Genomic DNA, 25007 nt, shown 5'->3' with positions numbered 1-25007 from the left:
ACGCCTGAGACAACCGAGCGCGAAACGGCGCTAGTGATAGTCCGGGCTCGACACGGTCAGCTGGATCGTCGCCGCGCCCTTCTTCGCGAATAGCGTTGAGTGATCGGACTTCAATTCGCAGATCTGCGTCACCGTCGCGAACACATGGAACGGACCGCTGTCTCCGTCCGCAGCCGCGTCGTATTCCCAGGGGATGTCTACCGTTTCGGTGCCGGGCGCGAACGGCGGCGTCGCGGGCTGAAAACCAGACCACACATCATCGGGCTCTGCGAGCAGCCAGCCCTTTCCAGGTACGAGAGCCTTGACGGGCTCCGGATTACCCGCGGGTCCGTGCGACTGTCCGTTCTCCCACGTGTAGTATCCGTTCGCCACGTAGTTCGCGTCCTGCTCGCGCACGCCGATGTTCTCAAACGACACGGTATCCGGCTGCAGATAGACGTTCGCCGCGAATCCGATGTCCGGCCATCCATGGTGATGATGAATCGTCTTGCCGGGAATGCGCTCGAACAACAGCGAGCTCGGGGCGATGACGTCGAACGTGATTGACGCGGTCGCCGAATCCGATGTGTCGACCGCCTCGATCGTCTCGGTCGCCGGCGTTATGCTCGCGGTATAGATGCTCGTCTTGCCGCTCGGCGTGACGCTCCCGTCGCCGCCGGAACTCGAGATAGACCAATTCGCGCTGCTGCCGGAAAACGTCAGCTTCACTTGTTCGCCGACGCCGACCGTCAAGCGCGATCGATTCGAAGGATGGGTCGCGAACGTCTGCGAGGTGATGGTGGGCTTCGGCGTCGGTGACGGCGCGGGCGTCGGGTTCGGTTGCGGACCACCGGGTTGCGGCGCCTGCGTCAACGGCTGCACTCCGGTGTTTCCCGGGTTGTTCACGACGTTCGAAAAAGGAACCGGCGCGCCGGAGTTTGCCGGCCCAAGGCCCACGAGCTGCGTGCTGCTGACGAGCTGTGCCGGCAGCACGCGGACTTGATAGGTGCCCGGCGTGGCATAGTTGCCGTCCGTGACGAAGCGTATGTACACGCGATCAGAATATCGGCTCCACGGCGTCGGTCCGGAGCCGCCGGCTTCGAGCGGCGCGAAAGGAACAAGCTCTTGAGCGAGCTGCGCAAATGTCGGCGGCGGCTGGGCCATCTCTTGGCGCAGCGTCTGCATCTGTAACACCGCTTGACCCGCCGGACCGATGCGGCTTAGCGCGTCCTCGAACGACGGCATCCCCGGCAGCTTCGACGCGACCTGATCGTACTGACCCTGGATACGCGTTAAGACGTCTCCCTCGAGACGCGGCTTCAGATCCGGGATGACTTTGTCGACGATAGCCCGTTGTGCCGCTTGCATCGCGCTATACGGGAGGCCCGCTTGGATGTTCCACGACAGCACCTGGAGCGCGCCGTGGTTCAGACCGAAAGACGGTGCGCGCGAATTGAGCGCACGGAAGACATCGGCGGCAGAGCCGTGCAGCGGCGCCACGAGGTACCGGTGGCCGCTCGGACTGTGCGCGGATGCCTTCATGCAGAACACATCGACCGTGAACTCGTAGTCGCCGGGTGGAAGCATGATGGTGCCGTCGGTGGTAGCGCGCAGCGATTTGATGATATTGGGCGCCGCGCGCGGGGCGAACGGCGCTCCGGGCAGCGCGGCGGTGGGATATGCGTCGGACGGCGAGAGCACGATAGGCAATTGATCGCCGAGGGATTTGCCGAACTCGGAGAGCGCGGCGCGGACAGCGATGTCTTGCGGATTGCCAAGTGGAATCGGAATCGGAAAGCGCGCGACGCTCGCGCTAGGATTGGCGAGCAGCACGAAGGCGGTCGAGATCGACGCCAACGCAAACGCTGTCCACAGGTGTACTGCGCGCAGCCGCATGGCGGAGAGATTTGGTGCGAAGAGCGCGATCACCCGCCGACTGCCCCGTACGGCCGCTAACGTTGCCTGGCCCAAGCGGGCGCGCTCGTCGTTTTCGTTGTGTTCAACGCGATCGATAGAAAGAAGTTGCGACTATGGGGCGTTCAAGCGTATAATCCATCTGGAACACCGCCGTTGCAACGACGCGTGTGAATTTGCAATTTCTGCCGATTGTTAAGCAGCCAAATGACACACCCTCGCGTGTCGTATCCATCAGCCGCAAGAGCGCGGCCTTGGTTGAAGGGACCTCTATGAAGACAATTACACTTCACGTTCACCCGCTCGCGCTGGCAGCCATCGTCGCGCTGGGCATACCTGCGGTCGCGGTTACGGCAGGGACGATACTGGCCCCACCGGTGACTGTAACTGGCGCGGGTTCAGGCGCGCTCTTTAGCGCAACGAATAATGGGATTGGCGCGGCCATCATTTCAACGTCGCTTAAGGGCAAAGCGATCGTAGCGCGCGGGCAAAGTACCGGCGTCTATGCAGTTACGACCAACCCTAGTCTTACGACGCACACCGACGCATCCGGTGTGGGCGGATACGATAGCTCAACGGATCAAGGCACCAGGAATAACGGCGTGTATGGTCAGTCGAAGTACGGTAGCGGTGTCAAAGGTTCTTCAGCTGATGGCTTCGGCACGGTAGAAACATCAAACTTCGGAGTGGGCGTGTCCGGTAGCTCCACTTACACCAACGGCGTCGTTGGTCAGACAAGCCAACCGTACGGCTCGCCCACTTACAGCGCTTCCGGCGTCATGGGAGTCGACGCGACGGGAGCTCTCAATTTTTACAATAGCGGCGTGTCTGGCACGTCGTCGTGGGACCGGGGTGCTCGGCACATCAACCCAGGGCAACGGCGTCGTTGGTCAGACAAGCAACTCATATCCAAACAATACGAACTTACAAGGCGGGTACGGAGTCATCGGCGCATCGACGAATAACAGTTCCTACAACAACGGTGTGTTGGGCATGTCCCCGGGAGGGGTCGGGGTTGGGGGAGTTTCGACAAACGGTCCAGGCGTGATGGGAACGTCGACAAATATGATGGGAGTGAATGCTAACTCTCCCTACATAGCGCTGGAAGCTGTCAGCCAAGGGCGTTCCGATTCCATTGGGGCTTTTGTTATCGGCGATTTTGAAGGCGTCGTCGCCGAAGCGCCGGCGGGGACCGGAACGTATCCATTAATCCTAGCCGACCAGACCGCAAAAGTCCTCGACTTTACTAACCGCAACGGTGACCTTTTTGTGCACGGCACTATCAATAGCTTCGTCCGTGTGCGAAACGGAAACACTGTCGTCTCGTATGCGGCCACGTCGGCATCGCCGACGGTAGAGGACACGGGTTCGGGCCAGTTGATCAACGGTACGGCGATTGTAAGCCTGGATCCGACATTCGCCCAATCGATCGACCAACGACAGGTGTACCACGTGATGCTCACGCCTGATGGCGACACTCGCGGACTGTATGTCGCGAGCAAGGGCCCTGAGGGATTTGTCGTCCGCGAGGTGCAAGGCGGACACGGATCGCTGAGCTTCGACTATCACATCTACGCAGCGACGCTCGATCACGGTACCCAGCGAATGCTCATGATGACACCCGCCCAAGCATCGTTATTTGTGCCGCACGTGAAAACCGTCGCCAAAGATGCGTTGAAGCTGCACCTAAAGTTGCCGCGCATTGTCCATCTGCCTTAGAAATTCGGGGCAAACGCGGAGATTGAACGGGCCGACTAGCGCCGGCCCATTCAGTAGATCGCTTTCATAACTACTTAGGCGGCGCCGCTGAGGCAGCGATCCACGCGGTCGAGGAACGGTTGTAAACGCTCCCGCGGGAACATGATACCCGGAAGCGGGTGCGTTTCGGGAGCGTGGAAGTCGGTGCCGCCCGTCGTGAGCAGCCCGCGCGAGTCCGCGAACGCATAGAGCATCTTCTGATATTCTTCATCCGCGGACGGATGCACGACTTCGACGCCGTCCACCCCAAGATCGGCGATCTCGGCGAGGTGCCGTTCTTCGCGCAGCCGCTTGGGATGCGCGATGACCACGATCCCACCCGACTGGCGAACCAGCGCGATGATGTCCGCTGACGTGAGCCGCTTGAGCTTGACGAAGCCCTTTTCGCCATCGGCGAGATACTTGTCGAACGCCTCTTGCGTGTTCGAGACGATGCCCTTAGCCACGAGCGCCCGTGCGAGATGCGGCCGCCCGACCGAGCCTGCGCCCACGACCTGCGCGCGCACGTCGTCGTACGAGACATCAACACCGAGCCCACGCATGCGTTCGATGATGGCCTTCATCCGAACTACGCGCTCCTCACGTTGATGGTTCAGCGCGGCTAAGAGCGGACAGGACGGATCGGTGATGCCGTATGCGAGGAGATGCACGGTGTGTCCATCGTGCTCGGTATCGACTTCCAGACCGGGCACGCACGACGCCGCGAGATCAGCCGGCACGGGATACGCGCCGATCGTGTCGTGATCGGTCACCGAAAACCGTTCGAGCCGCTTCGCGCGGACCTCTGCGAAAAGCCGCTCCGGCGGCCAGATGCCGTCGGAGCAGTTCGTGTGCAGCTGTAGATCGATGTAGGCGTCGCTCATCGAGCGGCAGCAACCTCCGCGACGGGCGCCACGTAGCCTTGCTCGACGAGATAGCGCATCACGCGGTCGGCGCTCTCATCGGGCGTCTCGTCGTTGGTGTGAAGGTGCAGCTCCGGGCGTTCGGGCGCTTCATAGGGATCGGAGACGCCGGTGAACTCTTTGATCTCACCGCGCATCGCCTTGGCGTACATCTCGACTTTGCCGTCGCGCGTGGCGCAGATCTCAAGCGGGCAATCGGCATAGACCTCGATGAAGTCCTCACCGACCATCTCGCGCAATTCATCGCGCGTGGCGCGATAGGGCGAGATGGCGGAACAGACGACGCCGACGCCGTTGCGCTGCAGAAGATGGCCGACATAGCCGATGCGCCGGATGTTCGTGTCGCGGTCTTCTTTCGAAAAGCCGAGACCCTTGGAAAGGTGCGTGCGCACGACGTCGCCGTCGAGCGATTCAAGATGCCGGCCGGCCGCTTGAACCCGCTTTTCGAGGATGCGTGCGATGGTGGTCTTGCCGGAGCCTGATAGCCCGGTGAACCAGATGATGAAACCCTTATCGGTGCGCAAGATGTGCGATGCTCCTTACAAGCGTTGGCGTGTTGACGTGCTCCACGACTATCGTTCGGACGCCCCGGCCCACGGCCTCTGCGCCACAAAGCACATTTGTCTGGGTGAGAGGTCCCAATAAGCGCTGGGACCTGCGGCGCCTTTAGGCGCTCGTCCCGGCCATTGCAGCGATGAGCACGTCCGCCACCTCAGGGCGCGAGAACTCCTGTGGAGGCCGTTGACCCGACCGCAGCATGTCACGCACTTTCGTGCCCGAGAGGGCCACCCGGTCCTCGGGCTTGTGCGGACACGTCTTGGTCGTCGCCATCCCCTCGCAAACGTTGCACCAGAACGAGTGCTCGAAGCGCATGATCGTGATGCCGAGCTCGTCTTCGATATCATCGAAGATTCGCTGCGCGTCGAAGGTTCCGTAGTACGTCCCCACACCCGCGTGATCGCGTCCGACGATGAAGTGGCTCACGCCGTAGTTCTTGCGCGCTATGGCGTGGAGAACTGCTTCGCGTGGACCGGCGTACCGCATGGCTGCGGGGAAGACTCCGAGCACGGTGCGGCCGAGGGGATAATATTTTTCGAGCAATACCTTGTAGCACTGCATGCGGACATCGGCGGGAACGTCGTCGCCCTTGGTCTTGCCGACGAGCGGGTGCAGCAGAAGACCGTCGACGCTTTCGAGCGCGACTTTCTGCAGGTATTCGTGCGCGCGGTGCACGGGGTTGCGCGTCTGGAAGCCGACAACCGTGCGCCAGCCGAGCTCGGCGAACTTGGCGCGCGTCTGCGCCGGTGTGAGCGCATGTTCGGGGTAGTCCGGCTTCGGCATTGAGATCAGCGTGATTTTGCCGGCGCAGTAAAACGGCGGCGCGTCAAGCACCGCTGCCACGCCCGGATGCTCGCGATCGGATGTGCCGTAGACCTTGCTCGTTTCGCGCTCGTGGTCAGCCTGAAAGATCTCGGAGATCTCAATCGTAGCGACCATATTGAAGGAACCGTCGACGAGCGACGCGGTGTCGCCGGGCTTCAGCCGCTTGGCGAGCGACTCTTCGATCGGCAGCACGATGGGAATCGGCCAGACGAGCCCGTTTGTCAGGCGCATTTTGTCCACCACGGATGAATAGTCCGCCGAACCCATGAAGCCTTCGAGCGGCGAGTATGCGCCCGTCGCGATGCAGATGACGTCGCAGAGCGACCTCTCGGAAAGAGCGATCTTCGGCGCCGTCGCTGCGTCGGCCGCAAGCTTCAGGGCCGGCCCTGGCTTTGCCACCCGGTCCACGAGCGTTCCGCCATGCGGCTCTACGAGCAGTGTCTTCGAATTGGACAAAACAGCCTCCAAACGTATACGGGCCGCACTGGCCCAACTGCTTTTTCCACGCTTTGCAATGGCATACCTCGGCATGCTGTCGTGACCGTGGGCTCAACCGTTGCTTGGTCGAGCGCGGATTGCGGCGGTGCGAAAGGTTTTCGGCGCCGCTCGAAGCCAAGCAATGTAATATGAAGTCCGTCAGGCACGTCTGTGTCGCCTGGTATCTGTCGTGAGCAGGCCGATCATCGACCTCGATCCCGATCCGGCGACCGCAGTCCTGGTCGCGGGCACCGGCCGCAGCGGCACGGCCTGGGTGTCGAACATCATCAACTACGCGAACGAGTATCGCTTTCTCTTCGAACCGTTCCAACCATATCGCACCGAAGAAGTCAGCAACTTCAACTATCGTCAGTACATGCGGCCCGACAACACGGATCCCGCGTTCGTACAGCCCGCCCGTCTCGTCCTCAGCGGCGCGATCCGCAATCCATGGGTGGATCGCTACAATCACCGATTCATCAGCCGGCGACGCGTGATCCCCGAGATCCGCGCGAACCTCATGCTCAAGTGGCTGCGCGACCGATTTCCAAAAACACGGATCATCTGGCTGCTTCGCCATCCGATCGCGGACGCGAATTCGCGGTTACGGTTGGGCTGGAAGAACCATCTCGATGAGCTCCTCAGCCAAGAAGCGCTGCTCGACGACCACATAGGCACCTTGCGCGACGAGATCGCGGGCGCAAGCACCGAATTCGAACGGCAACTTTTCCTGTGGTGCGTCGAGAACTACGTGCCGCTGCGTCAGCTCGCGCCGGGCGACGTCCACGTCGCGTTCTATGAGAACTTTTGCGAGCGGCCGAAATTTGAGATCGACCGGCTCTTCCACTATCTCGAGCGGCCATACACGCGCGCGATCTTCAATAAGCTGTGCCGGCCCACGCTGCTCAATCGCGACGAAACGCGAACGGTGCGGCGGCACGATCTCGTGGACAGCTGGCGCGCGCATACCCTGCCTCATCAGATCGAACGCGCGCTTGAGATCCTCGCGATGTTCGGCCTCGACGCCTTGTATGGTGAGGATGCCATGCCGAAGCAGCTCAATCCGTGGGCTGCTCGGCCGAACGCCTATGAGCGGACGCACGCATGACTCACATCCTGCTGCAGACCGCCCACCATCTGTTCCGCGAGGCGCGCACCGCCTCACGCGTGTTCGGCGCGCAATTCGCGTACGCGAGCCATCGCTTTTTCATCGACGTCGGCGGCGATCATCGGTCCACCGTGCTGCTTGCCGGCAGCGGCCGCAGCGGAACGACATGGGTGTCGGAGATCATCAACTTCGACCACCGCTACCGCTATATGTTCGAGCCGTTCCACCCTGACAAAGTTCCGAGCAGCAGAGCATTCGGGGCGATGACCTACTTGCGGCCCGACGCGCGCGATGATAAGCGCTTAGCGGTCGCGAGAAGCGTCCTTGGCGGCCGACTTCGAGCGGGGTGGGTCGATCGCTACAACAAAACGTGGTTCTCAAAGGGCAGGCTGGTCAAAGACATCCGCGCCAATCTGTTCCTCAAGTGGCTGAGCTTGAATTTTCCAGGAATGCCCGTCGTGTTGCTGCTCCGGCATCCGCTTGCGACCGTCGCGTCGCGCTTAAGCCTTCACTGGCGCCCGCTCACTGACGCATACCTCTCAAACCAAGAGCTCGTCGAAGATCATTTGAGCGGCGTTGCCGACGAGATGGCGGCAACGAGTGATCCATTTGAGCAGCAGATGTATCGCTGGTGCGTCGAGACGATCGTGCCGCTCCGACAGTTCGCGAAGGACGAAATCCACATCGCTTTCTACGAAGGCTTTGTGATGGACCCGGACCGGGAGATTTCGGGACTCTTCGACCACATTGGCCGCGACTACGATCCGCGTTCACTCGGTGAGCTGTCGATCCCGTCGAGCCAAGTTCGGCGACGCAAGAGCGCGATCGCGACGCACGCCGACCCGCTCACGCAATGGCGAAACGAGATCACGCCGTCGCAAGTGAAGCGGGCTCTCCACATCCTCGGGCTCTTCGGATTGGATCGGATCTACAACGACCACCCGATGCCGGATCCGGACGCCGCGCGCGCATTGCTCGCGATGTAGGGCGGACCTTTACGGTCCGCCGCCATGCGATGTAGGCGGACCTTTACGGTCCGCCGCCATGCGATGTAGGGCGGACCTTTACGGTCCGCCGGCGGGCCATAAAGGCCCGCCCTACATTTGGTTGCATAAAGGCCCGCGCCATATCTTTCCGATATCATCTCTCGTGACGAACACGACGCGAAGGCGGGCGCCGACCCCGGCCGGAGAACGATTCAGGCGGCGTCTTTCCATCATCAGCCACGCGCTCTATCTCGACGTGAATCGCGATTACCGCCGCACGCTGCTCCTTACGGGCTCGGGCCGCAGCGGTACGACGTGGGCCGCGGAGGTTGCGAATTTCGATCATCACTACAGAGTCATGGTCGAACCGTTCCATCGCGGCAACGTGCCCGCCGTGCGAGCGTTCGCACGCCGCCAATATCTGCGCGCGGAATCCAACGATCCGACCTATCTGGGCCCGGCGACGGCGATCTTCACCGGTGCCCTCCGCGACGCGTGGGTGGACGGCCTCAACCTGCCCGGCGTCTACACCCAGCGCATCGTCAAAGACGTTCGCACGACGCTTATGCTGGGCTGGATGCGCGCGCACTTCCCGGGCATGCCGATCGTCTTGCTGCTGCGGCATCCGTGCGCGGTCGCGCGTTCGCGCGCGCAGCTGGGCTGGGACGACATCCGCGAAGATTACCTGACACAGCCGGATCTGATCGCCGACCACCTCGGGCCCTTCGTCGCTGCCATCCGCGCGGCTCGAAGCGATTTCGAACGGCACGTCTTTGACTGGTGCGTCGAAAATTACGTGCCCTTCCGGTCCTTCGCGCGCGGCGACATCCATCTCGCGTTCTACGAAAACCTCTGCGTCGATCCCGCGGCGGAAGTATCACGGCTGTTCGCGTTCCTGGGCCGGCGATACGACAACCGGGTGTTCGAGAACATGACGACGCCATCCGCATCGGTGCAGGTCACGGCTGTCGACCGCAGCCGGCCCAGACCGTCGCTCGACGGCGCGCGCCTCGTCGAGTCGTGGCGCAACAACGTCGCGCCGAGCGATGTCGAGCGCGCGTACGCGATCGTCGAATCATTCGGGCTGGAAAAGATCTATGGGCGGTCGTCCATGCCGGACATCGCGGGGGCGGAGGCGACCTTTTCGGGGCGCGCGGCGGGAGCGGTCAGAGGGCCTTCGTGAACGGCGCCGGGCGATGGGCGAGGCCGCGCAAAAAATTGACGGCGTACGCGATGTGCACGATCGGGAAGACGACGCAAGCGCAAAGATTCGCCGCAAACGGTGCATGGCCGCGGCCGAGCACGAGGACGCCTAGCGCGTAGACAAGGTATGCGGGCAGCAAGAACCACCGCCATGGCGAGATCGCCCCGGCCACGAGCACGATCAATCCCGCGATGACGATGGCATGCCGCCATCGCCACTCCTGCGGATACCGGCGTATCGTCTGCGCACGCCAATATCCATATCCCGCCCATTGGCGCACCGTGCTTCGCGCACCGCGCGTCACGCGATAGCGGTTAGCGACCGGAATGAGCAGCATGCGCCAACCCGCAGCACGCAACCGAGATTCGAGCTCCGAATCTTCGTTCGCGATCCAATTCTCGTCGAAACCGCCGAGGTGCTGCAAGAGTCCTGGCCGCCAGGCGCCGAGATACATCGTGTCCGTGAACTGCGGTTTCGTCAGCGACTTGACGCCGAGACGAGCGACGCCGAGCGGATGCGTCAGCAGCGCGCCGGATAGCTGCGTCGAAAACGAACTGCCGTCGTCCGGCAGCTGAAGGCCGCCGACACAGCCGAGATCCGGCGGCCCATTCGAAAACGCCGCGACGATGTCTTCGATATACTTCGGCCCGTATGTGGTGTGCGCGTCGAGACGAACGATTAGATCCGCGTTCGTCAGCGCGCGAATGCCGGCGTTGAGCGAGATCGGGATACGCCGGCGCGGATTGCTCACGACGCACCCCGCGATGTCGCCTCTCGCAAGCCAGTGCTCGATCATGTCCCGGCCGTCATCGGACGAATCGCCGTCCACGCCGACGAAATACAGACGCCGGTGATCGATCGTCTGCGCCGCGATGCTCTTCAGCGTTTGGGCAAGGTTTGGCGCCTCGTTGTAGAAGGGCATGACGAGACCGATGCGCGCGATGCGCGCATCGAATGGCAGAGCGACGTCGGGTCCTGCCGGCGATTCCAAGGCGGAGGCCATGTGCGGGCGAACAATGCTTCCTTTCGCTCGCGATTTCCTCGTGAAGCCGTGCATAGAGCGGTGCGCGCCGTGCGAGCGCTGGCGGCGCAGGTCCACCTCGATATCGGCGGCGATCAGCGCGCAACGGTTTTCTTAGCCGGCAGCGGGCGCGGCGGCACGACGTGGATCGCCGAGATCATCAACCACGACAACAAGTATCGCTTCATCTTCGAACCGTTCGCCGCGCTGCACGTTCCCATGTGCCGCGCGTTTTCGAATCGGCAGTATCTGCGAACGGGCGATACGCGGCCCGAGTTCGTCGAACCCGCGAAGGCGATCGTGTCGGGGAAGATCCGCAACGGTTGGACGGATTTCTATAACCGGCGGTTGATCAGTAAGCGGAGGTTGATCAAAGATATCCGCGCCGGTCTGTTTCTTCGCTGGTTGTCCGACTTGTCGCCGGGGATGCCCATCGTCTTGGTGCTGCGCCATCCATGCGCGGTTGCGGCATCGCGCGTTCGCTACAGCTGGGGATTCGACATGTCCGAATTCCTCGGCCAGAGCCAACTCGTCGCCGACTATCTGTCTCCGCTGCGCGACCGGTTGGCCGCCATCTCCGACCCGTTCGAAGCGCACGTCGCGCGCTGGTGCATCGAGAACATGGTGCCCGTGCGCCAGTTCTGCAAAGGCGAGATCCACGTCGCCTTCTACGAATCGTTCAGAAGCGACCCGCGGCGCGAAGTTTCGCGGCTCTTCGAATTCTTGCAGCGGCCGCTCGACGACGCGGTCTTCGCGCATATCGCGCGACCATCGTCTATGGCGTGGGAGTCCGCGGGCGGGATCAAACAAGGCGGATCCCGGTCCGACGGCTGGAGGTCGCTGATCACAAACGCGCAAGCCGGCCGCGCGCTCGACATCCTGAAGTGGTTCGATCTCGACCGCATCTACGGGCTGGATCCCGCACCGCTGGTCTCGCCCGAAGCCGTGTTGCCGCACCGCGTCATTAGGCCGAAAGACTCACCCCTCACGCCACATTAGGCCCGTTGGGTGGCCCACCGCAGGCTAGTTCGTTCTTCTTGCGACGTGCCGCCAACGGCTAGTATGAGGTGGTCACATCTGCGCCTGCGCGTGCGTCGGCCGCATCTCCCGAGGTTTGCATGACCGTCACCATCCTTGGACTTGGCTATATCGGATTGCCCACCGGCTCCATGCTCGCGCTGGCCGGTCACGACGTCAACGGCTACGACGTGAGCGCAGACGTGCGCGCTCGATTGCGTGCCGGTGCCGATCACATCGCAGAGCTGGAAGTGAGGACGCTCGTCGCGCAGGCGCTCGCATCGGGCAAGCTCCGGATCGTCGACGACGTGACACCCGCAGACGCATTTCTCGTGTGCGTGCCGACGCCGAATGCGAGCGACGGCCGCCCCGACCTCAGCTACGTGCAGGCAGCCGCAAAGGCGATCGCATCGCATCTGCGCGGCGGCGAGTTGATCGTCCTCGAATCGACCGTGCCCCCCGGAACGCTCGATCGGATATTCGTGCCGGCCTTGCGCGCGGCCGGCGTCGACCCCGATAGCGTTGCGCTTGCGCACTGCCCGGAACGCGTCATCCCCGGCGCCATCGTGCGCGAGCTTCGCGAGAACTCACGCATCATCGGCGGGCGACGGCCGCAGGATGCGCAGCGCGCGCGCGAGCTCTATGCATCCTTCGTCACCGGCGGATTGTTCCAGACCGATGCCACGACGGCCGAACTCGTCAAGGTCGTTGAGAACACATTTCGCGACGTCAACATCGCGCTCGCAAACGAACTCGCCGTGCTCTGCGAAGAGCTCGGCGTGGACGCGTGGGAAGTCATCAGGCTTGCGAACGAGCATCCGCGCGTGAACATCCTCAGCCCGGGTCCGGGCGTCGGCGGTCATTGCATCCCGATCGATCCGCAGTTTCTCGCAGACGCACATCCGTTCACGACAGAACTCATCCAGACCGCGCGACGAGTAAACGCGCGCATGCCGAATCACATCGTGCGCCTCGTCCGCGATCACGTGCCGAGCGGCGAGCGTCGCAAAATCGCGCTGCTCGGCGCTTCGTACAAAGCAGATGTCGACGATTCGCGTGAGAGCCCGACCGAGCGGCTCGTGGCGCTCTTCGAAGAACACGGCTACGAGGTCGGCGTCTACGATCCGATCGCGCGCGGATTCAAACACGGCCTGAGCCCCGATCTCGACTCGGCCGTGCGCGATGCCGAGGCAGTCGTGCTCGTCGTCAATCACTCGGTCTTCGCGTCGATCGAACCGGAACGCGTCGGAGCGCTCATGCGAGGTCGCGTGCTCGTCGACGCGCGCAACTTCTTCGATGCCGAGGCGTGGCGGCGCGCGGGGTTTACCGTGGCGACGCTGGGCAAGCGCGCAGCGCGCGCGTTAGGACCTACGTACCAACACGCGACCTTATAAGGTCGCTTGGCCTAGCCCGGAAGGGGCAAAGACCGCATGGCGCCGCGTTGCACATCACACTAGGATGAGACAGTAATGGCTCTATCAAGCGTCAAGCCGATGAAAATCGCTCTGGTCGACGACCAGAATATCGTCCGCGAAGCGTTCGCGGGGCTTCTGGAGGAATCCGGAATCGCCGAAGTCGTGGGCTCGTACCAACAGACCGATCTGGCGCCCGACGATCTGCGGCGCAAGGAGGTCGGCGCGATCATCGTCGGCTTCGAAGCGCAGATCAACGACCCGCTCCACACCGTCTCGTGGCTGGCAAAGTCGCTGCCGGGTGTCCCGATATGCGCACTTGTCGGGGGCGGACAGCCTGGGCTCGTTCAAAATGCGCTCAACGCAGGCTGCTCGTGTGCGGTAAGCACAGCTTCATCCGTTGAAGTGTTGGGAGCGGCGCTTCGCTCGCTTGCGCTCGGTCAGGCCTGGGTGGACCCCAATCTCGGGGGGCGGCTATTGGCCGCCGAATACGGGGCGCGCGACCACAATGGGCATAAGCATAAGTAACGCCAGAGTCACTTTGGCGCACTAACATAGGTGATATGAGGAATCTCGTGAGTATGTCTGTCTCGAAATCTGCAAGTCTCTTAACCGCGCTCGGGTTCGCCGCCGCTATGATCTGCGGGACGGCGGGGGTCGCGCAGGCTTCGCCCATCGGTGAGGTCACGCCGGCCCCCGCTGCGGCACCGGTCGCCGCGACATCTGAGTACATCATCCACGCCAACGATCAGTTGAACGTCCAGGTCTTCGGCGACTCCACGCTTTCGCAGTCGGTCACGGTGCTGCCGTCAGGCGACATCTCGTATCCGCTTATCGGCCGCGTGCACGTCGCCGGCGAATCCCCGGAAGCGGCGAGCAAGACGATCGCTGCCGCGTTGAAGAAGTACGTGCGCAATCCGGTGGTCACCGTCATTCTCGCCCAGCAAGGCGAGATCAACGTCCTCGTGTTGGGCGGCGTGCAGCACACCGGCAAGTATCAACTGACTTCGTCTGCACGGCTCACCGATGCGGTCGCCGCTGCCGGCGGACTCGAAGGCACGGCGCAAGCGTATCCCACCGCGAAGGTCACCGACTACGCGGGGCATCTCGAAGAGGTTTCGCTCCAGAAACTCTACGGTCTGGGCGACACGTCGCAGGACGTGCCCGTGACCGACGGTTCCATCGTCTATATTCCGTCGCCCGAGACGATCGACGTGGAAGTCTCCGGCGCGGTGGATCACCCGGGCGAGATTGAGATCGCGCAAGGTGACAAGCTTTCCATGGCGATCGCGAAGGCCGGCAATAGCGATGCTGCTGACGGCGACTTGAACAACATCACCGTCACCCGTACGGTCGCCAGCGGCCAAGTGCAGAAGTTCAACGTCAATCTCTACGACGCGCTGCAGAATGGGCAGACGACCGCGGACCTGACCATGCAGAAAGGTGACGTCGTCTTCGTTCCCAAGTCGAAGCACGGCATCAACGGCAACGGTCAATCAAATCCGCTCTACTTGCTCCTCATAGGGCTACGAAATCTGTTCCCGCACATTTAACCCCCACAAGTAAGGAGACGAATTAGTTCATGAAGAGCATGCAATACGTCGGCGCCGTCAGCGCCGCAGCGGTGCTGACCGCAACGCTGATCGCCGGCTGCGGCGGAGGCGGAGGTTCCACCCTGCCGGGACCCGGCCCGCGGCCATCGCCGAGCCTCGGCCCAAGTCCCTCGCCAGTGCCGTCGCCGGTGCTGCAAGCGATGGGCATGCAGGTGGCCACCGGCGGCACGTATGGCGGCGGATTCTCGTACGCTCCGGCAGCGAACGCGGGCATCGTCTTCAGCTGCGGGTGCTTTCCGCAGGCGGGAACGAGCACGGCAGATGCAAACGGCGCCTTCAACGTGACGTCACCGGCGCAACCGACCCCAGCCGGTTCGCCGTACGTCATGGTCGCTTCTCGAAATTACATCGTCGTCGCGCAAGCAGCGTCGGGCTCGCAAGGTTGGACCTTGATGTTCGAAGGGCACGGTCCTTCGACCACGCTCGCCCTGGGCGACAGCGGCGCAGTAATGGCATCAGCCGCAGTCAGCGATGTCTTCACGACCGCGGCGGCGCTGTATGTCTATAAGAAATCGTCGCAGTGTCCGCCGTCCGGCTGCAACACCGCGTTTGACGACTGGAACTTCAACACGGTGCAGGCGTGGGTGCAACATCTCGAAGCCGCACCGAATTTCGCCGAATTGACTTTGCTGAACGATATCGCAGCGCAATCGTCGGCAAACAGTTCGCTGTTCCCGTCAGCGCCGCTCTGGAATCCGGGCCAAGCGACCAATGCGACGATCAACGCCGACTTGAACAGCGTCACCGGCAGCGAAGCATCGATCCCAACGCCGTGTCCGGGCGGTCCGTCTGGATGCACCGGTACACCGACACCATAACCTACCACGCGGCCGGCGAGGCGAACGACATCGCGGACGCCTCGCGGGCCGGTCACTAGAGAACGAGAGGCCAGACCGATCATGTATCAATTGCCCAGCAATGGCCACGTTTCGGCCTTGCCGGACCAGTCGCGCGAGAACGACTTCGTCAAGATATTCTCCACGCTCAAGCGGCGGAGCAGAACGTTCTGGGCGATCTTCGGAGTGTTCTTCGCCATCTGCCTCGTGTACGCGTTCCTCTGGCCGAAATCGTACGTCACGCAGATCGAGCTCCTCACCGGCAATTCGTCGCAGAACTTCAACGGCGTCAATACGGATCTGCCGGTGCTCAACGCGCTCGTCGCCGCGGGCGGTGTGCAGTCCGTCGAAACCTATGCGACACTTTTGCAGGACAAGAGCGTCGCTGCTCAGGTCATCCAAAACCTCGGACTCAAGCACATCGACGCCTACGACCTCCTGAAATACCATATCTACGTCGCTCCGGTCACGAACACGCAGATCGTGACGCTGCAGAGCTCCTGGTCCACGCGCGAGATGTCGGCGAAGATCGCGAATGAATTCGGCAAGGTCCTGATCGAGAAGCAGCGCGGCTTGATCGCCAACCAATCCGTCGTCGCGATGCAGTATCTTTCAACCCAGATACCCGTCGCGCAAGCGGCCATGACAAAAGCCGATGCAGCGCTCGCATCGTTTCAGAACACGCACGTGATCGGAGACTCCACGGCCCAAACGCAGGCCACGGTCGGCCAATTCACCGACACCGCGACGCGCATCGCGCAAGTCGAGGTGGATCAGCAGCAAGCGCAAGCAGCGCTCGGCAACGTGATGGGGCAAATCGACGCCGGTGCGCGCACGATGGTCGGTGGAACCACCGTGCAACAGAATCCGGTGGTCACGCAGCTGCAGCAGCAGCTCTCGCAAGTCCGCGTGCAGCTCGCGTACGCGCGCAAGCAGTACACCGAAGCGCATCCCACCGTGCAAGCGCTCGAGCAGCAGGAAGCCCAGCTGCAGAAAGAGCTGTCTTCCCAACCGCCCACCTACGTCGCCTCGAACACGATCGTGCCGAACCCGGTCTCGCAGACGCTGGATCAGCAAGCCGCGAGCCTTCGCTCTCAGATCGCCGGGGACGAGCAGCAGCTGGTCACGTTGCGATCCCAGCAGCAGCAAAACGAAGCGCAAGTCCGGCAACTGCCGACGACCACGCAGACCCTCGCCAATCTGCAGCGCGAAGCGCAGCTCGCCGAAGGCGTTTACACGTCGTTGAAGCAGCACTACAACGATGCGCTCGTCGCAAAAACACTTGCCCTCTCGGATGTCGCCGTGTCGGAGCCCGCCAATCCGCGGTTCGCCTCGGTCAAGCCGTCGTGGGTCCTCGTGCTCGGGATCGGACTCGTCTTAGGCCTGCTGCTCGGAGTGAGCGGCGTCTTCGTCATAGACTTCTTCGACAACACGCTCAAGGACGAAGCCGATGTCGCCCGCGCGCTGCCTGCTCCCGTCTTGACGAGCATTCCCGATCTGGAAGCAGTGGATAAGAGGATGCAAGCGCGGCTTCCGCAGCTCCGCGCGATGACGATCGAGGCATACCTCCAGCTCGTGACGGCCATCCGGTTTTCATCCGACAAGCCGCTGCGCACCCTCGCCATCACAAGCCCGACAGAGGGCGACGGAAAGTCAACCGTCGCGCTCAGCACCGCTATTGCGATGGCCGAGATGCGGCCGCGCGTGCTGCTCGTCGACGCAGACATGCGCCGCGGCGTTCTGCACGACCGGCTGGGCGTTCCCAATCACAACGGTCTGTCGAACGTCGTCATCGGCGATGCGATGCCGCAAGACGTCATCGTCAAGACGCGCTACGCCAATCTCGACTTGATGCCGTCGGGCGCACACGCACCCAATCCGGTCAAGCTGATCCAGTCGGCGCGCTTCGATGAGATCGTGGCGGGTTTGCTCGAGACGTATCAGATGGTCATCTTCGACACGCCCGCGCTCTTGCCGGTGATCGACGCGGCCGCGCTCTCGGCCAAGACCGACGGCGTCGTGCTTGTCGTCGCCGCCGGGCGAACCGATACCGACTCGGCGAAACGCGCGATCCAACGCTTGCAGTTCGCGGCGACCTCGAACATCTTGGGCGTCGTGATGAACCGCGCCCCTGCCGCAACCGGCTATCCCGGTTACATGCTCGAAGCTTCGACGGCGGCAACGGTTCCGCTGACGGGCGATCTCGAGAACTGACCGGCAGAAGAGCTTGAAAGTGCGAATCACGTGTCGGCGAGCGTAGGAGACGGCGAGAGACCGGACAACGGCCGGTCGCGCTCACTCATCAGCCTGGGATTCGACGTTCTGGTGGCGGTCGGCGCGTTTGCGGCCGCCGGCATCTTGACGGGGACGAAGATCGCTCCGACGTTCGCGGCCGTCGTCTTTTCCATCATTTTCCCGGGCGTCATCCTCGCCTTCATGACCGCCGGATTTGAATATCTCCATGGGCGCATGGCGCGACCCGCGCCGCGCGCGCTGTTCACGCTCGTCGGCGCGGTCGCGGCGACCGGCTTGTTGATCGCGCTCAGCCGAGCGATCGACTTCGCGTGGACTCCGCTCTCGGCGACGCTCGCCTCGGCCTTGTTCCTCGCGATCCGCCCGATCGCGCGCGCCCGCCGTGGCGCTGAGATCGGTACCGTCGCCCGCAGCAGAAAACCGCACGCCAAGCGGACGCTTGTCGTCGGATCGAAAGACGCCGCAGCGGCGCTCATCCGGCTCATCGCCGCGCGCGACGATCTTCCTTTCGACGTCGTCGGCTGCATCGACGACTCGCCGGTCCGCAAAAGCGTCGAAGGAGTGGCTGTTGTCGGGGCGGTGGACCGGATCGCCGAGATCATCAAGCGCTTCGAGGCGGAGTGCGTCATCATCGCCGCGACCAATGTGTCGCGCGAGCGCGTCCGCGACATCAATGACTTGTGCTCCGGCGTTTCGGCGCCCGACGGTGGACGGATCGTGGTCAAGGTGTTGCCCGAGGTCGCGGAGATGCTCATGGGCACGATCCAAGTCGGCCGCCTGCGCGACGTCAGTCTGGAAGATCTCCTGCGGCGCAAGCGCGTGACTATCGATGCGCGCCTCGCCGCGCCGCATCTACGCAACCAGATCGTGCTCGTCACGGGCGCCGGCGGTTCGATCGGCAGCGAACTCTGCCGCCAGATCGCGGCATTCGAGCCGAAACTGCTGCTGCTGCTCGGCCATGGTGAGAACAGCCTGTTCGCCATCGACCAAGAATTGCGCTCGAGCCTCGGCTTCACGCAGACACGCATCATCGTCGCCGACGTGGCCGATGTGGCTCGTGTGCGCCGCACGTTCGCGCGATTCCGCCCCCATATCGTCTTCCATGCCGCGGCCCACAAGCACGTGCCGATCGTCGAGGACAACGTGTGCGAGGCCGTGCGCAACAACGTCCTTGGCACGCAAGTGCTCGCGCTCGCGGCCGCCGCGAGCGGCGTCGCGAAGTTCGTGATGATCTCCACCGATAAAGCCGTCAATCCGAGCAGCATGATGGGCGCGACCAAACGCGCCGCAGAGCTCATCTGTCAGTCGTTCGAAGGCCGCACCGGAACGGAATTCGTCTCGGTACGATTCGGCAACGTGCTCGGCAGCCGCGGCAGCGTCATCAACACGTTCAAGCGCCAGCTCGAGAGCGGCTCGCCGATCACCGTCACGCATCCGGACATGGTCCGCTACTTCATGACGATACCAGAGGCGGTCACGCTCGTTCTCGAAGCGATGGCGATCGGACGCGATGGCCAGGTCTTTGTCATGGATATGGGCGAGCCGGTACGCGTCGTCGAGCTCGCGGAAAATCTCATCCGTCTCTCGGGGCTGCGGCCGTACGAGGACGTGGATATCGTCTTCACCGGCATCCGGCCCGGCGAAAAGCTCTTTGAAGAGATGCTCACCGCGCGCGAGCGTGAGAACCCGACCATCAACGAACGGCTCTTCATGGCGCAGCAGGAACGCATCGAATACGATCGTCTTTCCGACACGATCGGCAGGCTCGATCTCGCCGTCCGCACTCCCGATCCGGAGACGGTCGTCAAGTTGATGAGCGCCCTTGTGCCGTCGTATACGCCGAGCCCGCACTTGATCGGCGAGCGCAATGGAGTCGCAACGCAGATAGCGGCGTCGTCACCCGCCGCCGGCAACGGTGCGGTTCACTCAGCTCTTCCGAACATCGATGGTGCAGCGTCGAAAGCGGCTGACCTCGCGGGAGCCGCCGATGCAGGCGCTTGAGACGATCGAGCGCCCCAATCACCGGGAGCTGCTGAAGCAGCGGATCATCGCGCGCACGGCCCGCGTCGGCGTCATCGGCATCGGTTTTATCGGTCTGCCTCTCGCCGTGGCCCACGCGAAGGCGGGCTTCGACGTCGTCGGCGTGGACCACGATCATATCCGGGTTGCGCAGCTCACCAAAGGGCTCAACTATCTTCGCGATGTCCGCGACGACGATCTTGCATCAGCCGTGGCGAGCGGAAAGTTGACCGCCACCACCGACTTCGATTCCATCCGCGATTTTGACGTGATCGTGATCTGCGTGCCGACGCCCGTCACCGCGAGCAAAGACCCCGACACATCGTTCGTCCGGCGCACGGGCGAACTGATCGCCGCGCAACTGCTGCCTGGCCGGCTCATCACGCTTGAAAGCACGACGTATCCCGGGCTTACGGAAGACGTGCTGCGGCCGATCTTCGACTCATCGGGCCTCAAGGCAGGCGAAGATTACTTCCTCGCGTTCTCACCCGTGCGTTCTGATCCGGGCAACGTCGAGTTGAGCGCGCTCAACGTCAACAAGATCGTCGGCGCGCTGACGCCGGCGTGTTTGGACGTCGCAACCACATTCTACAAGCAGACGATTCCCGAAGTCATCGCGGTCTCGAGCCCCAAAGTGGCCGAGATCACCAAGGTGTTCGAAAACACCTTCCGCGCGGTCAACATCGCGCTCGTGAACGAGCTCGCGCTTCTCTGTGACAAGCTCGGCATCAACGTCTGGGAAGTGATCGAAGCGTCGGCGACTAAGCCGTACGGCATCATGCGTTTCGATCCTGGGCCGGGCGTCGGCGGACACTGGATCCCGCTGGACCCGTTCTATCTCGCCTGGGCCGCGCGCCAACACGATTTCCACCTGCGCTTCTCGGAGCTTGCGGCCGAGATCAACATCCTCATGCCGCAATTCGTCCGCGAGAAGGTCATCCGCCAGCTCAACCTTGGCGGCAAGCCGATGCGCGACGCGAACATACTCCTGGTCGGTATGGCCTACAAGAAGAACGTGGACGACTGGCAGGAATCCCCCGCTCTGAAATGCATGTACTTGTTCGAAGCAGATCAAGCCATCGTGACGTATCACGACCCGCACGTGCCGAGTTTTCGGGATCGAAACGGACGCTTGCGGCACTCGGTTCCTCTCACGCCGGAACGATTGAGCGCTGCCGACTGCGTGTGCATCATGACCGACCACGACGAAACCGATTGGGATATGATCACGACCCACGCGACGTCCATCTTGGACTCGCGCAACGCCACTCGCCGCGTCAAGCACGATCGGGAGAAGATCGTCCTCCTATGATGGCATCCTCGGACGTCTCGAATAGCGGCCGATCTCCGTCGACGCGCGGTGAGCGGCAGGCGACGGTCCTGCTTCTCGGATTCCCGCGGCTCGCGAAACCGCTGCTGCAAGCGTTGGGCGACGAGAATCTCCGCTGCGTCTACGGTCGGTTCTCAGCGTTGCGCGTGCCGTTTTGCGACGTCGTCTACCAAGTCGGCGGCGGACCTTTCGTGCGACCGCGCATCTTTGACGTCTGCAAAGCGATGCGCCGGCCCGTCATCAAGCATTGGGTCGGCAGCGACGTCTTGCGCGCGCGCGAACCGCGGGTCGTAGAGCAGCACGCCACCGGACTGGTCGAAGACTGGGCGGTCTCCGCCGAGCTCGTCGAAGAGCTTCGTCACGCCGGGATCGCCGCAAAGCAATTCCCGCTGAGCGCGTTGAGCGCGGTCGACTTGCGGCCGATGCCGCCGGAGCCGCTGACGGTTCTGGCGTATCTGCCGAGCCCCAAATTCGATTTCTACGGAGGCGAGATCGTCCTCTCGCTCGCCGAGCGTTTCACAGACGTCCGTTTTCTCGTCGTCGGCACCGACGGCGCGGGCCGCATTGCGCCGGGCAACGTGACGTTCCTCGGCCATCAGCTTGATATGGACGCGGTCTACGCGCGCTCGCACGTCCTCCTGCGGCTGCCGCGGCACGACGGTCTCTCATTCATGGTGCTCGAAGCGCTCAATCATGGCCGGGAAGTCATCTGGAATCATCCATTCGAGGCGTCGCGGCTTGCGCTGACCGAGAACGAAGCGGCCGCGCAGCTTCGAGAACTGCGCTCTCGTCTGCGGGCGGGCGAGTTAACACCGAATATCGCCGGTCGCGAGTACGTGATCTCACGCTATTCGGGTGAAGGTGCGCGCGTCGCCATTCGCCGCGAGCTGACCAAGTTTGCCCGCGCGGCGACGCTCCGGGGATCCGCGCTGTGATTTATCTGCCGGTGCTCGGGCCAACGCAAATACCGAAGCTGTCGGCGTGGGGCTGGGTGGCCCTCGGCGTTGCGGTCGGGGTCTTCGTCTTTCTCTTGGCATGCGCGTTCCAACTTGCGCTTGGCGATCAAGGATGCACGATCGCGTTTGGACTTTTGTCTGGCTATTGCGGGACCAAGACCGGCATCGCGATGGCGATCGCGGTCCTCTTCATCCCGCCGGCTCTGATCTTCAGCATAAAGCGCCCGTGGATCTTCCCGGTCGCCTTTTACGCGCTGCTCGTGCCGTCTGATTCGTACTTGAACCTCACGTCCGGAAGCAGCGCAACGAAACTCGCCGGCGGAATGGCGCTTCTCGCCGTGCTCTTCTGGGTCGCGCGCAAGCGCCGCGTCGTGAATCCGGGCATCTCCGCAGTGATGTGGATAGGTTACTTCGTCTGGGCCACGGCCTCGCTGCTCTGGGCGGTCAACGTGGACGCCAACGTGCTGACGTACTACGGCACGCTCGTGTCGCTCATCGTGCTCTATCTCGGCTTTATCATCGTCCCCGTGGAAGAAGACGAATTCAAGCTATTGCTGGCCGCCTTCATCATCGGATCGTGCATCGCAGCGATCTTCGGCGCCATTGTTTTCTCCAGCGGCCAGTTCATCAACCAGGGGCGCCTCAAAGGGCACTTCGACACCGAGGGCAACCACCTGTCGTCGGATTACTTCGCTGCTTCGCTGGTGTTCCCGATCGGAGCGGTCGTCATGGCAGCCCTGCGAGAGCGGTGGGGCTTTAGAAAAATCGTGTACCTCGGCGCCTTTGCGATTCTGATGGTCGGCCAATATGTGGTCGGTTCGCGAGGCGCGATCGTGGCCGATGCGGCGACGATCGGTTATTTCTTCTGGAAGAACCGCTACCGCGCGCAACTCACCTTTGTCACCGTGTGCGGACTGCTCGTGAGCTTCATCTACCCCAACGTCTGGCTGCGCTTCGTCGCGCCTGACCGAACCGGAGCGGACAACGGCGGCTCGGGCCGCATCCCGATTTGGAAAGTCGGCCTTGTCGCCGCCAAACACTATTGGCTCTTCGGCGCGGGTCTCGACAATTTCGGAACGGTGTACAACAAATATTTCCTCACGGTCTGGAACACGTTCTACACGAACTGGAACCGCGGGCCGCACAACATCATACTCGAAGTCGTCGTCGAGCTGGGCGTCGTCGGCACGATCTTCCTCTTGCTCGGTTGGTGGTACACGTTCAAAGCCGTGGATTTCATCCCGAAGGGCCATCGCCTGTACGACATGCGCATCATGATCGAAGGCGGAGTGTTCGGCACCTTTGTCAGCGCACTGTTCGTGCACATCATGCATCAGAAGTTCACGTGGTGGATGTTCGCGCTCGTACTTGCCGCGCGCGCCATGGCAAGCAGCGTACTGCATGCCGAGCGAACGGCTGTCGTCGTCGACGGCAGCGCCGCTCCGCCCAAGCTTTCAACTTTGCCGCCGCCGCCGATGCTGGAGAGGGTACCATAGCATGCGATCCGAGTTCTTGCCGTATTGCCGGCCGTACATCGAAGAAGACGACATCGCAGCCGTCACCGACACGCTGTCGCGCGGCTGGCTGACAACGGGTCCAAAAGTCCGCGAGTTCGAGCAGCTTTTCGGCGCCGCCGCCGGCGTAAAGCATGCGGTCGCCCTCAATAGCTGTACGGCGGCGATCCATCTCGGTTTCCTGGCGCTTGGTGCGGGCGAAGGCGACGAGATCGTGATGCCGAGCCTGAGCTTCGTCGCCGGCGCCAACTGCGCCGTACAGATCGGCGCAAAGCCGGTGTTCTGCGACGTGGACCCCGAGACGCTCTGTCTGTCGGTCGAGACGATCGAACGCGTGGTGACGCCGCGGACGAAGATCATCATGACCATGCATTATGCCGGCCGGCCGGCTAACGCGGCGCCCATCGTGGCGTGGGCCAAGCCGCGCGGCATAAAGGTCTTCGAAGATGCCGCCCTCGCCATCGGCATGCTAGACGACGGACAATGGTCGGGAACGCGAGCTGACGCCGCAGCGTACAGCTTCTATGCGACGAAGAACGTGACGTCGGCCGAAGGCGGCATGTTCCTGACCAACGACGATGCGCTGATGGAGCGAGTCAGGATTCTTGCGCTTCATGGGATGGACAGAGATGCTTGGAAGCGCTATACGTCGGCCGGATCGTGGCGCTACGACATCATGGAGCATGGCTACAAAGACAATATGCCCGACCTAGCCGCCGCCCTCGGCATCTCTCAATTGAAGAAACTCGATACGATGCAGCGGCGCCGCGACGAGATCGCGCAACGTTTTATCGCGGGCGTGGAGCAGATCCCCGGCGTTTCCGTCGGCGGTCTTGGCAAACTCGGCTCAAAGGATCGGCATAGCTGGTGCATGTTTCCGATCGTTGTCGACGAACGCGAGGCCGGCGTCGGGCGCGACCAGCTTATCGAAGATCTCAAGGCCAAGAACATCGGCACGAGCGTTCACTATATTCCGAGCCATCACTTCACGGCGCATAAGGACCTCACGGCGGATGTGCCCGTCACCGAAGAGATCTGGCAGCGGCTTATCTCGTTGCCGCTCTTTCCGAGCATGAGCGACGCCGACGTCACGGACGTGCTCGAAGCCTTGCGAACGAGCGTTCCGGGGAAGGTTTCGCAGGCCGTCTAGCGCGCCTGGCCCGCCGCATCGCGCCTGCGTCGCTCTGACGCGGGCGTCTTTTTTATTCCTACGTGATATCAATCACTCGCCGCTTCGCGTGTGATTCGCGTCCCCTCGCCGCGTGATTCCTCGCATAGTGAGCGCGTCTGGCCAACCGCTAAGATTGGCGTGAAGACTCTTATCG

21 protein-coding genes are annotated in these 25007 nt (G+C 62.6%); 16 read left to right on the top strand and 5 right to left on the bottom strand.

Features of this window, described 5'->3' with window-relative positions; translation table 11 throughout:
• Window positions 1-30: 30 nt before the first annotated feature.
• Window positions 31-1908, bottom strand: coding sequence for a hypothetical protein (locus tag VKT51_09065; GenBank protein ID HLJ84305.1), 1878 nt, complete (start codon window positions 1906-1908; stop codon window positions 31-33).
• A gap of 155 nt (window positions 1909-2063) precedes the next feature.
• Here VKT51_09065 and VKT51_09060 point away from each other — a divergent pair, with 155 nt between their 5' ends.
• Window positions 2064-2858, top strand: a complete 795-nt coding sequence (locus VKT51_09060) for a hypothetical protein (GenBank protein HLJ84304.1) — start codon at window positions 2064-2066, stop codon at window positions 2856-2858.
• Between the two features lie 109 nt (window positions 2859-2967).
• Window positions 2968-3612, top strand: a complete 645-nt coding sequence (locus VKT51_09055) for a hypothetical protein (GenBank protein ID HLJ84303.1) — start codon at window positions 2968-2970, stop codon at window positions 3610-3612.
• 74 nt (window positions 3613-3686) lie between these two features.
• On the opposite strand, the gene VKT51_09050 is transcribed toward VKT51_09055, so the two are convergent.
• The 3 genes from VKT51_09050 to sat form a co-directional block, all read right to left on the bottom strand.
• Window positions 3687-4514 carry a PHP domain-containing protein gene (locus VKT51_09050; GenBank protein HLJ84302.1) on the bottom strand — a complete coding sequence of 276 codons (828 nt, stop codon included), beginning with the start codon at window positions 4512-4514 and terminating at the stop codon, window positions 3687-3689.
• On the bottom strand, window positions 4511-5077 hold the full coding sequence (cysC, locus tag VKT51_09045) for an adenylyl-sulfate kinase (GenBank protein ID HLJ84301.1): 567 nt from the start codon (window positions 5075-5077) through the stop codon (window positions 4511-4513). The genes VKT51_09050 and cysC overlap by 4 nt, the downstream gene beginning before the upstream one ends.
• Before the next feature lie 142 nt (window positions 5078-5219).
• Entirely contained in the window at window positions 5220-6392 is a 1173-nt protein-coding gene (gene sat / locus VKT51_09040; GenBank protein HLJ84300.1) for a sulfate adenylyltransferase, read from the bottom strand.
• Between the two features lie 211 nt (window positions 6393-6603).
• Here sat and VKT51_09035 point away from each other — a divergent pair, with 211 nt between their 5' ends.
• The 3 genes from VKT51_09035 to VKT51_09025 all read left to right on the top strand — a co-directional run bounded on the left by VKT51_09035 (window position 6604) and on the right by VKT51_09025 (window position 9690).
• Window positions 6604-7521, top strand: a complete 918-nt coding sequence (locus VKT51_09035; GenBank protein HLJ84299.1) for a sulfotransferase — start codon at window positions 6604-6606, stop codon at window positions 7519-7521.
• Window positions 7518-8507 carry a sulfotransferase gene (locus tag VKT51_09030; protein ID HLJ84298.1) on the top strand — a complete coding sequence of 330 codons (990 nt, stop codon included), beginning with the start codon at window positions 7518-7520 and terminating at the stop codon, window positions 8505-8507. Before VKT51_09035 ends, VKT51_09030 begins: the two co-directional genes overlap by 4 nt.
• Window positions 8508-8670: 163 nt before the next feature.
• Window positions 8671-9690: a sulfotransferase gene (locus VKT51_09025; GenBank protein ID HLJ84297.1), complete on the top strand. Its 1020-nt coding sequence runs from the start codon at window positions 8671-8673 to the stop codon at window positions 9688-9690.
• On the opposite strand, the gene VKT51_09020 is transcribed toward VKT51_09025, so the two are convergent.
• Entirely contained in the window at window positions 9674-10714 is a 1041-nt protein-coding gene (locus tag VKT51_09020) for a glycosyltransferase (GenBank protein ID HLJ84296.1), read from the bottom strand. The two genes, VKT51_09025 and VKT51_09020, sit on opposite strands and share 17 nt — an antisense overlap.
• 60 nt (window positions 10715-10774) lie before the next feature.
• On the opposite strand from VKT51_09020, the gene VKT51_09015 reads away from it, so the two are divergent.
• The 11 genes from VKT51_09015 to VKT51_08965 all read left to right on the top strand — a co-directional run bounded on the left by VKT51_09015 (window position 10775) and on the right by VKT51_08965 (window position 24832).
• Window positions 10775-11731, top strand: coding sequence for a sulfotransferase domain-containing protein (locus VKT51_09015; GenBank protein ID HLJ84295.1), 957 nt, complete (start codon window positions 10775-10777; stop codon window positions 11729-11731).
• Between the two features lie 119 nt (window positions 11732-11850).
• Entirely contained in the window at window positions 11851-13143 is a 1293-nt protein-coding gene (locus VKT51_09010) for a nucleotide sugar dehydrogenase (GenBank protein ID HLJ84294.1), read from the top strand.
• Between the two features lie 99 nt (window positions 13144-13242).
• A complete protein-coding gene (locus tag VKT51_09005) occupies window positions 13243-13689 on the top strand; it encodes a hypothetical protein (GenBank protein HLJ84293.1) in 447 nt (148 codons plus the stop codon).
• Window positions 13690-13742: 53 nt separating this feature from the next.
• Window positions 13743-14714: a polysaccharide biosynthesis/export family protein gene (locus VKT51_09000; GenBank protein ID HLJ84292.1), complete on the top strand. Its 972-nt coding sequence runs from the start codon at window positions 13743-13745 to the stop codon at window positions 14712-14714.
• A 29-nt stretch (window positions 14715-14743) separates the two neighbouring features.
• Window positions 14744-15592, top strand: a complete 849-nt coding sequence (locus tag VKT51_08995; protein ID HLJ84291.1) for a hypothetical protein — start codon at window positions 14744-14746, stop codon at window positions 15590-15592.
• Window positions 15593-15673: 81 nt separating this feature from the next.
• The gene (locus VKT51_08990) at window positions 15674-17824 is read left to right on the top strand and encodes a polysaccharide biosynthesis tyrosine autokinase (GenBank protein HLJ84290.1); all 2151 of its coding nucleotides are present in this window, start codon (window positions 15674-15676) and stop codon (window positions 17822-17824) included.
• A gap of 30 nt (window positions 17825-17854) precedes the next feature.
• Window positions 17855-19864, top strand: coding sequence for a nucleoside-diphosphate sugar epimerase/dehydratase (locus tag VKT51_08985; GenBank protein HLJ84289.1), 2010 nt, complete (start codon window positions 17855-17857; stop codon window positions 19862-19864).
• Window positions 19809-21194, top strand: a complete 1386-nt coding sequence (locus VKT51_08980; protein ID HLJ84288.1) for a nucleotide sugar dehydrogenase — start codon at window positions 19809-19811, stop codon at window positions 21192-21194. The genes VKT51_08985 and VKT51_08980 overlap by 56 nt, the downstream gene beginning before the upstream one ends.
• On the top strand, window positions 21191-22147 hold the full coding sequence (locus VKT51_08975) for a hypothetical protein (protein HLJ84287.1): 957 nt from the start codon (window positions 21191-21193) through the stop codon (window positions 22145-22147). The genes VKT51_08980 and VKT51_08975 overlap by 4 nt, the downstream gene beginning before the upstream one ends.
• Entirely contained in the window at window positions 22144-23664 is a 1521-nt protein-coding gene (locus tag VKT51_08970; GenBank protein HLJ84286.1) for an O-antigen ligase family protein, read from the top strand. Before VKT51_08975 ends, VKT51_08970 begins: the two co-directional genes overlap by 4 nt.
• A gap of 1 nt (window position 23665) precedes the next feature.
• On the top strand, window positions 23666-24832 hold the full coding sequence (locus VKT51_08965) for a DegT/DnrJ/EryC1/StrS aminotransferase family protein (protein HLJ84285.1): 1167 nt from the start codon (window positions 23666-23668) through the stop codon (window positions 24830-24832).
• Window positions 24833-25007 lie beyond the last annotated feature (175 nt).

It is taken from the genome of Candidatus Eremiobacteraceae bacterium, assembly GCA_035295225.1.
In the GTDB taxonomy this organism is placed as follows: domain Bacteria; phylum Vulcanimicrobiota; class Vulcanimicrobiia; order Eremiobacterales; family Eremiobacteraceae; genus JABCYQ01.
Note: the sequence above shows the minus strand (reverse complement) of the source record. Positions and strands in the feature narration are given on the sequence as shown.

Bases quoted from the DNA above. Each gene is read 5' to 3' on its own strand.
- VKT51_09010 (HLJ84294.1), top strand. From the start codon at position 11,851: ATGACCGTCACCATCCTTGGACTTGGCTATATCGGATTGCCCACCGGC.
- VKT51_09030 (HLJ84298.1), top strand. From the start codon at position 7,518: ATGACTCACATCCTGCTGCAGACCGCCCACCATCTGTTCCGCGAGGCG.
- VKT51_09020 (HLJ84296.1), bottom strand. From the start codon at position 10,714: ATGGCCTCCGCCTTGGAATCGCCGGCAGGACCCGACGTCGCTCTGCCA.
- VKT51_08990 (HLJ84290.1), top strand. From the start codon at position 15,674: ATGTATCAATTGCCCAGCAATGGCCACGTTTCGGCCTTGCCGGACCAG.
- VKT51_08965 (HLJ84285.1), top strand. From the start codon at position 23,666: ATGCGATCCGAGTTCTTGCCGTATTGCCGGCCGTACATCGAAGAAGAC.
- VKT51_09050 (HLJ84302.1), bottom strand. From the start codon at position 4,514: ATGAGCGACGCCTACATCGATCTACAGCTGCACACGAACTGCTCCGAC.
- VKT51_09005 (HLJ84293.1), top strand. From the start codon at position 13,243: ATGAAAATCGCTCTGGTCGACGACCAGAATATCGTCCGCGAAGCGTTC.
- VKT51_08995 (HLJ84291.1), top strand. From the start codon at position 14,744: ATGAAGAGCATGCAATACGTCGGCGCCGTCAGCGCCGCAGCGGTGCTG.
- VKT51_08975 (HLJ84287.1), top strand. From the start codon at position 21,191: ATGATGGCATCCTCGGACGTCTCGAATAGCGGCCGATCTCCGTCGACG.
- VKT51_08980 (HLJ84288.1), top strand. From the start codon at position 19,809: ATGGTGCAGCGTCGAAAGCGGCTGACCTCGCGGGAGCCGCCGATGCAG.
- VKT51_09000 (HLJ84292.1), top strand. From the start codon at position 13,743: ATGTCTGTCTCGAAATCTGCAAGTCTCTTAACCGCGCTCGGGTTCGCC.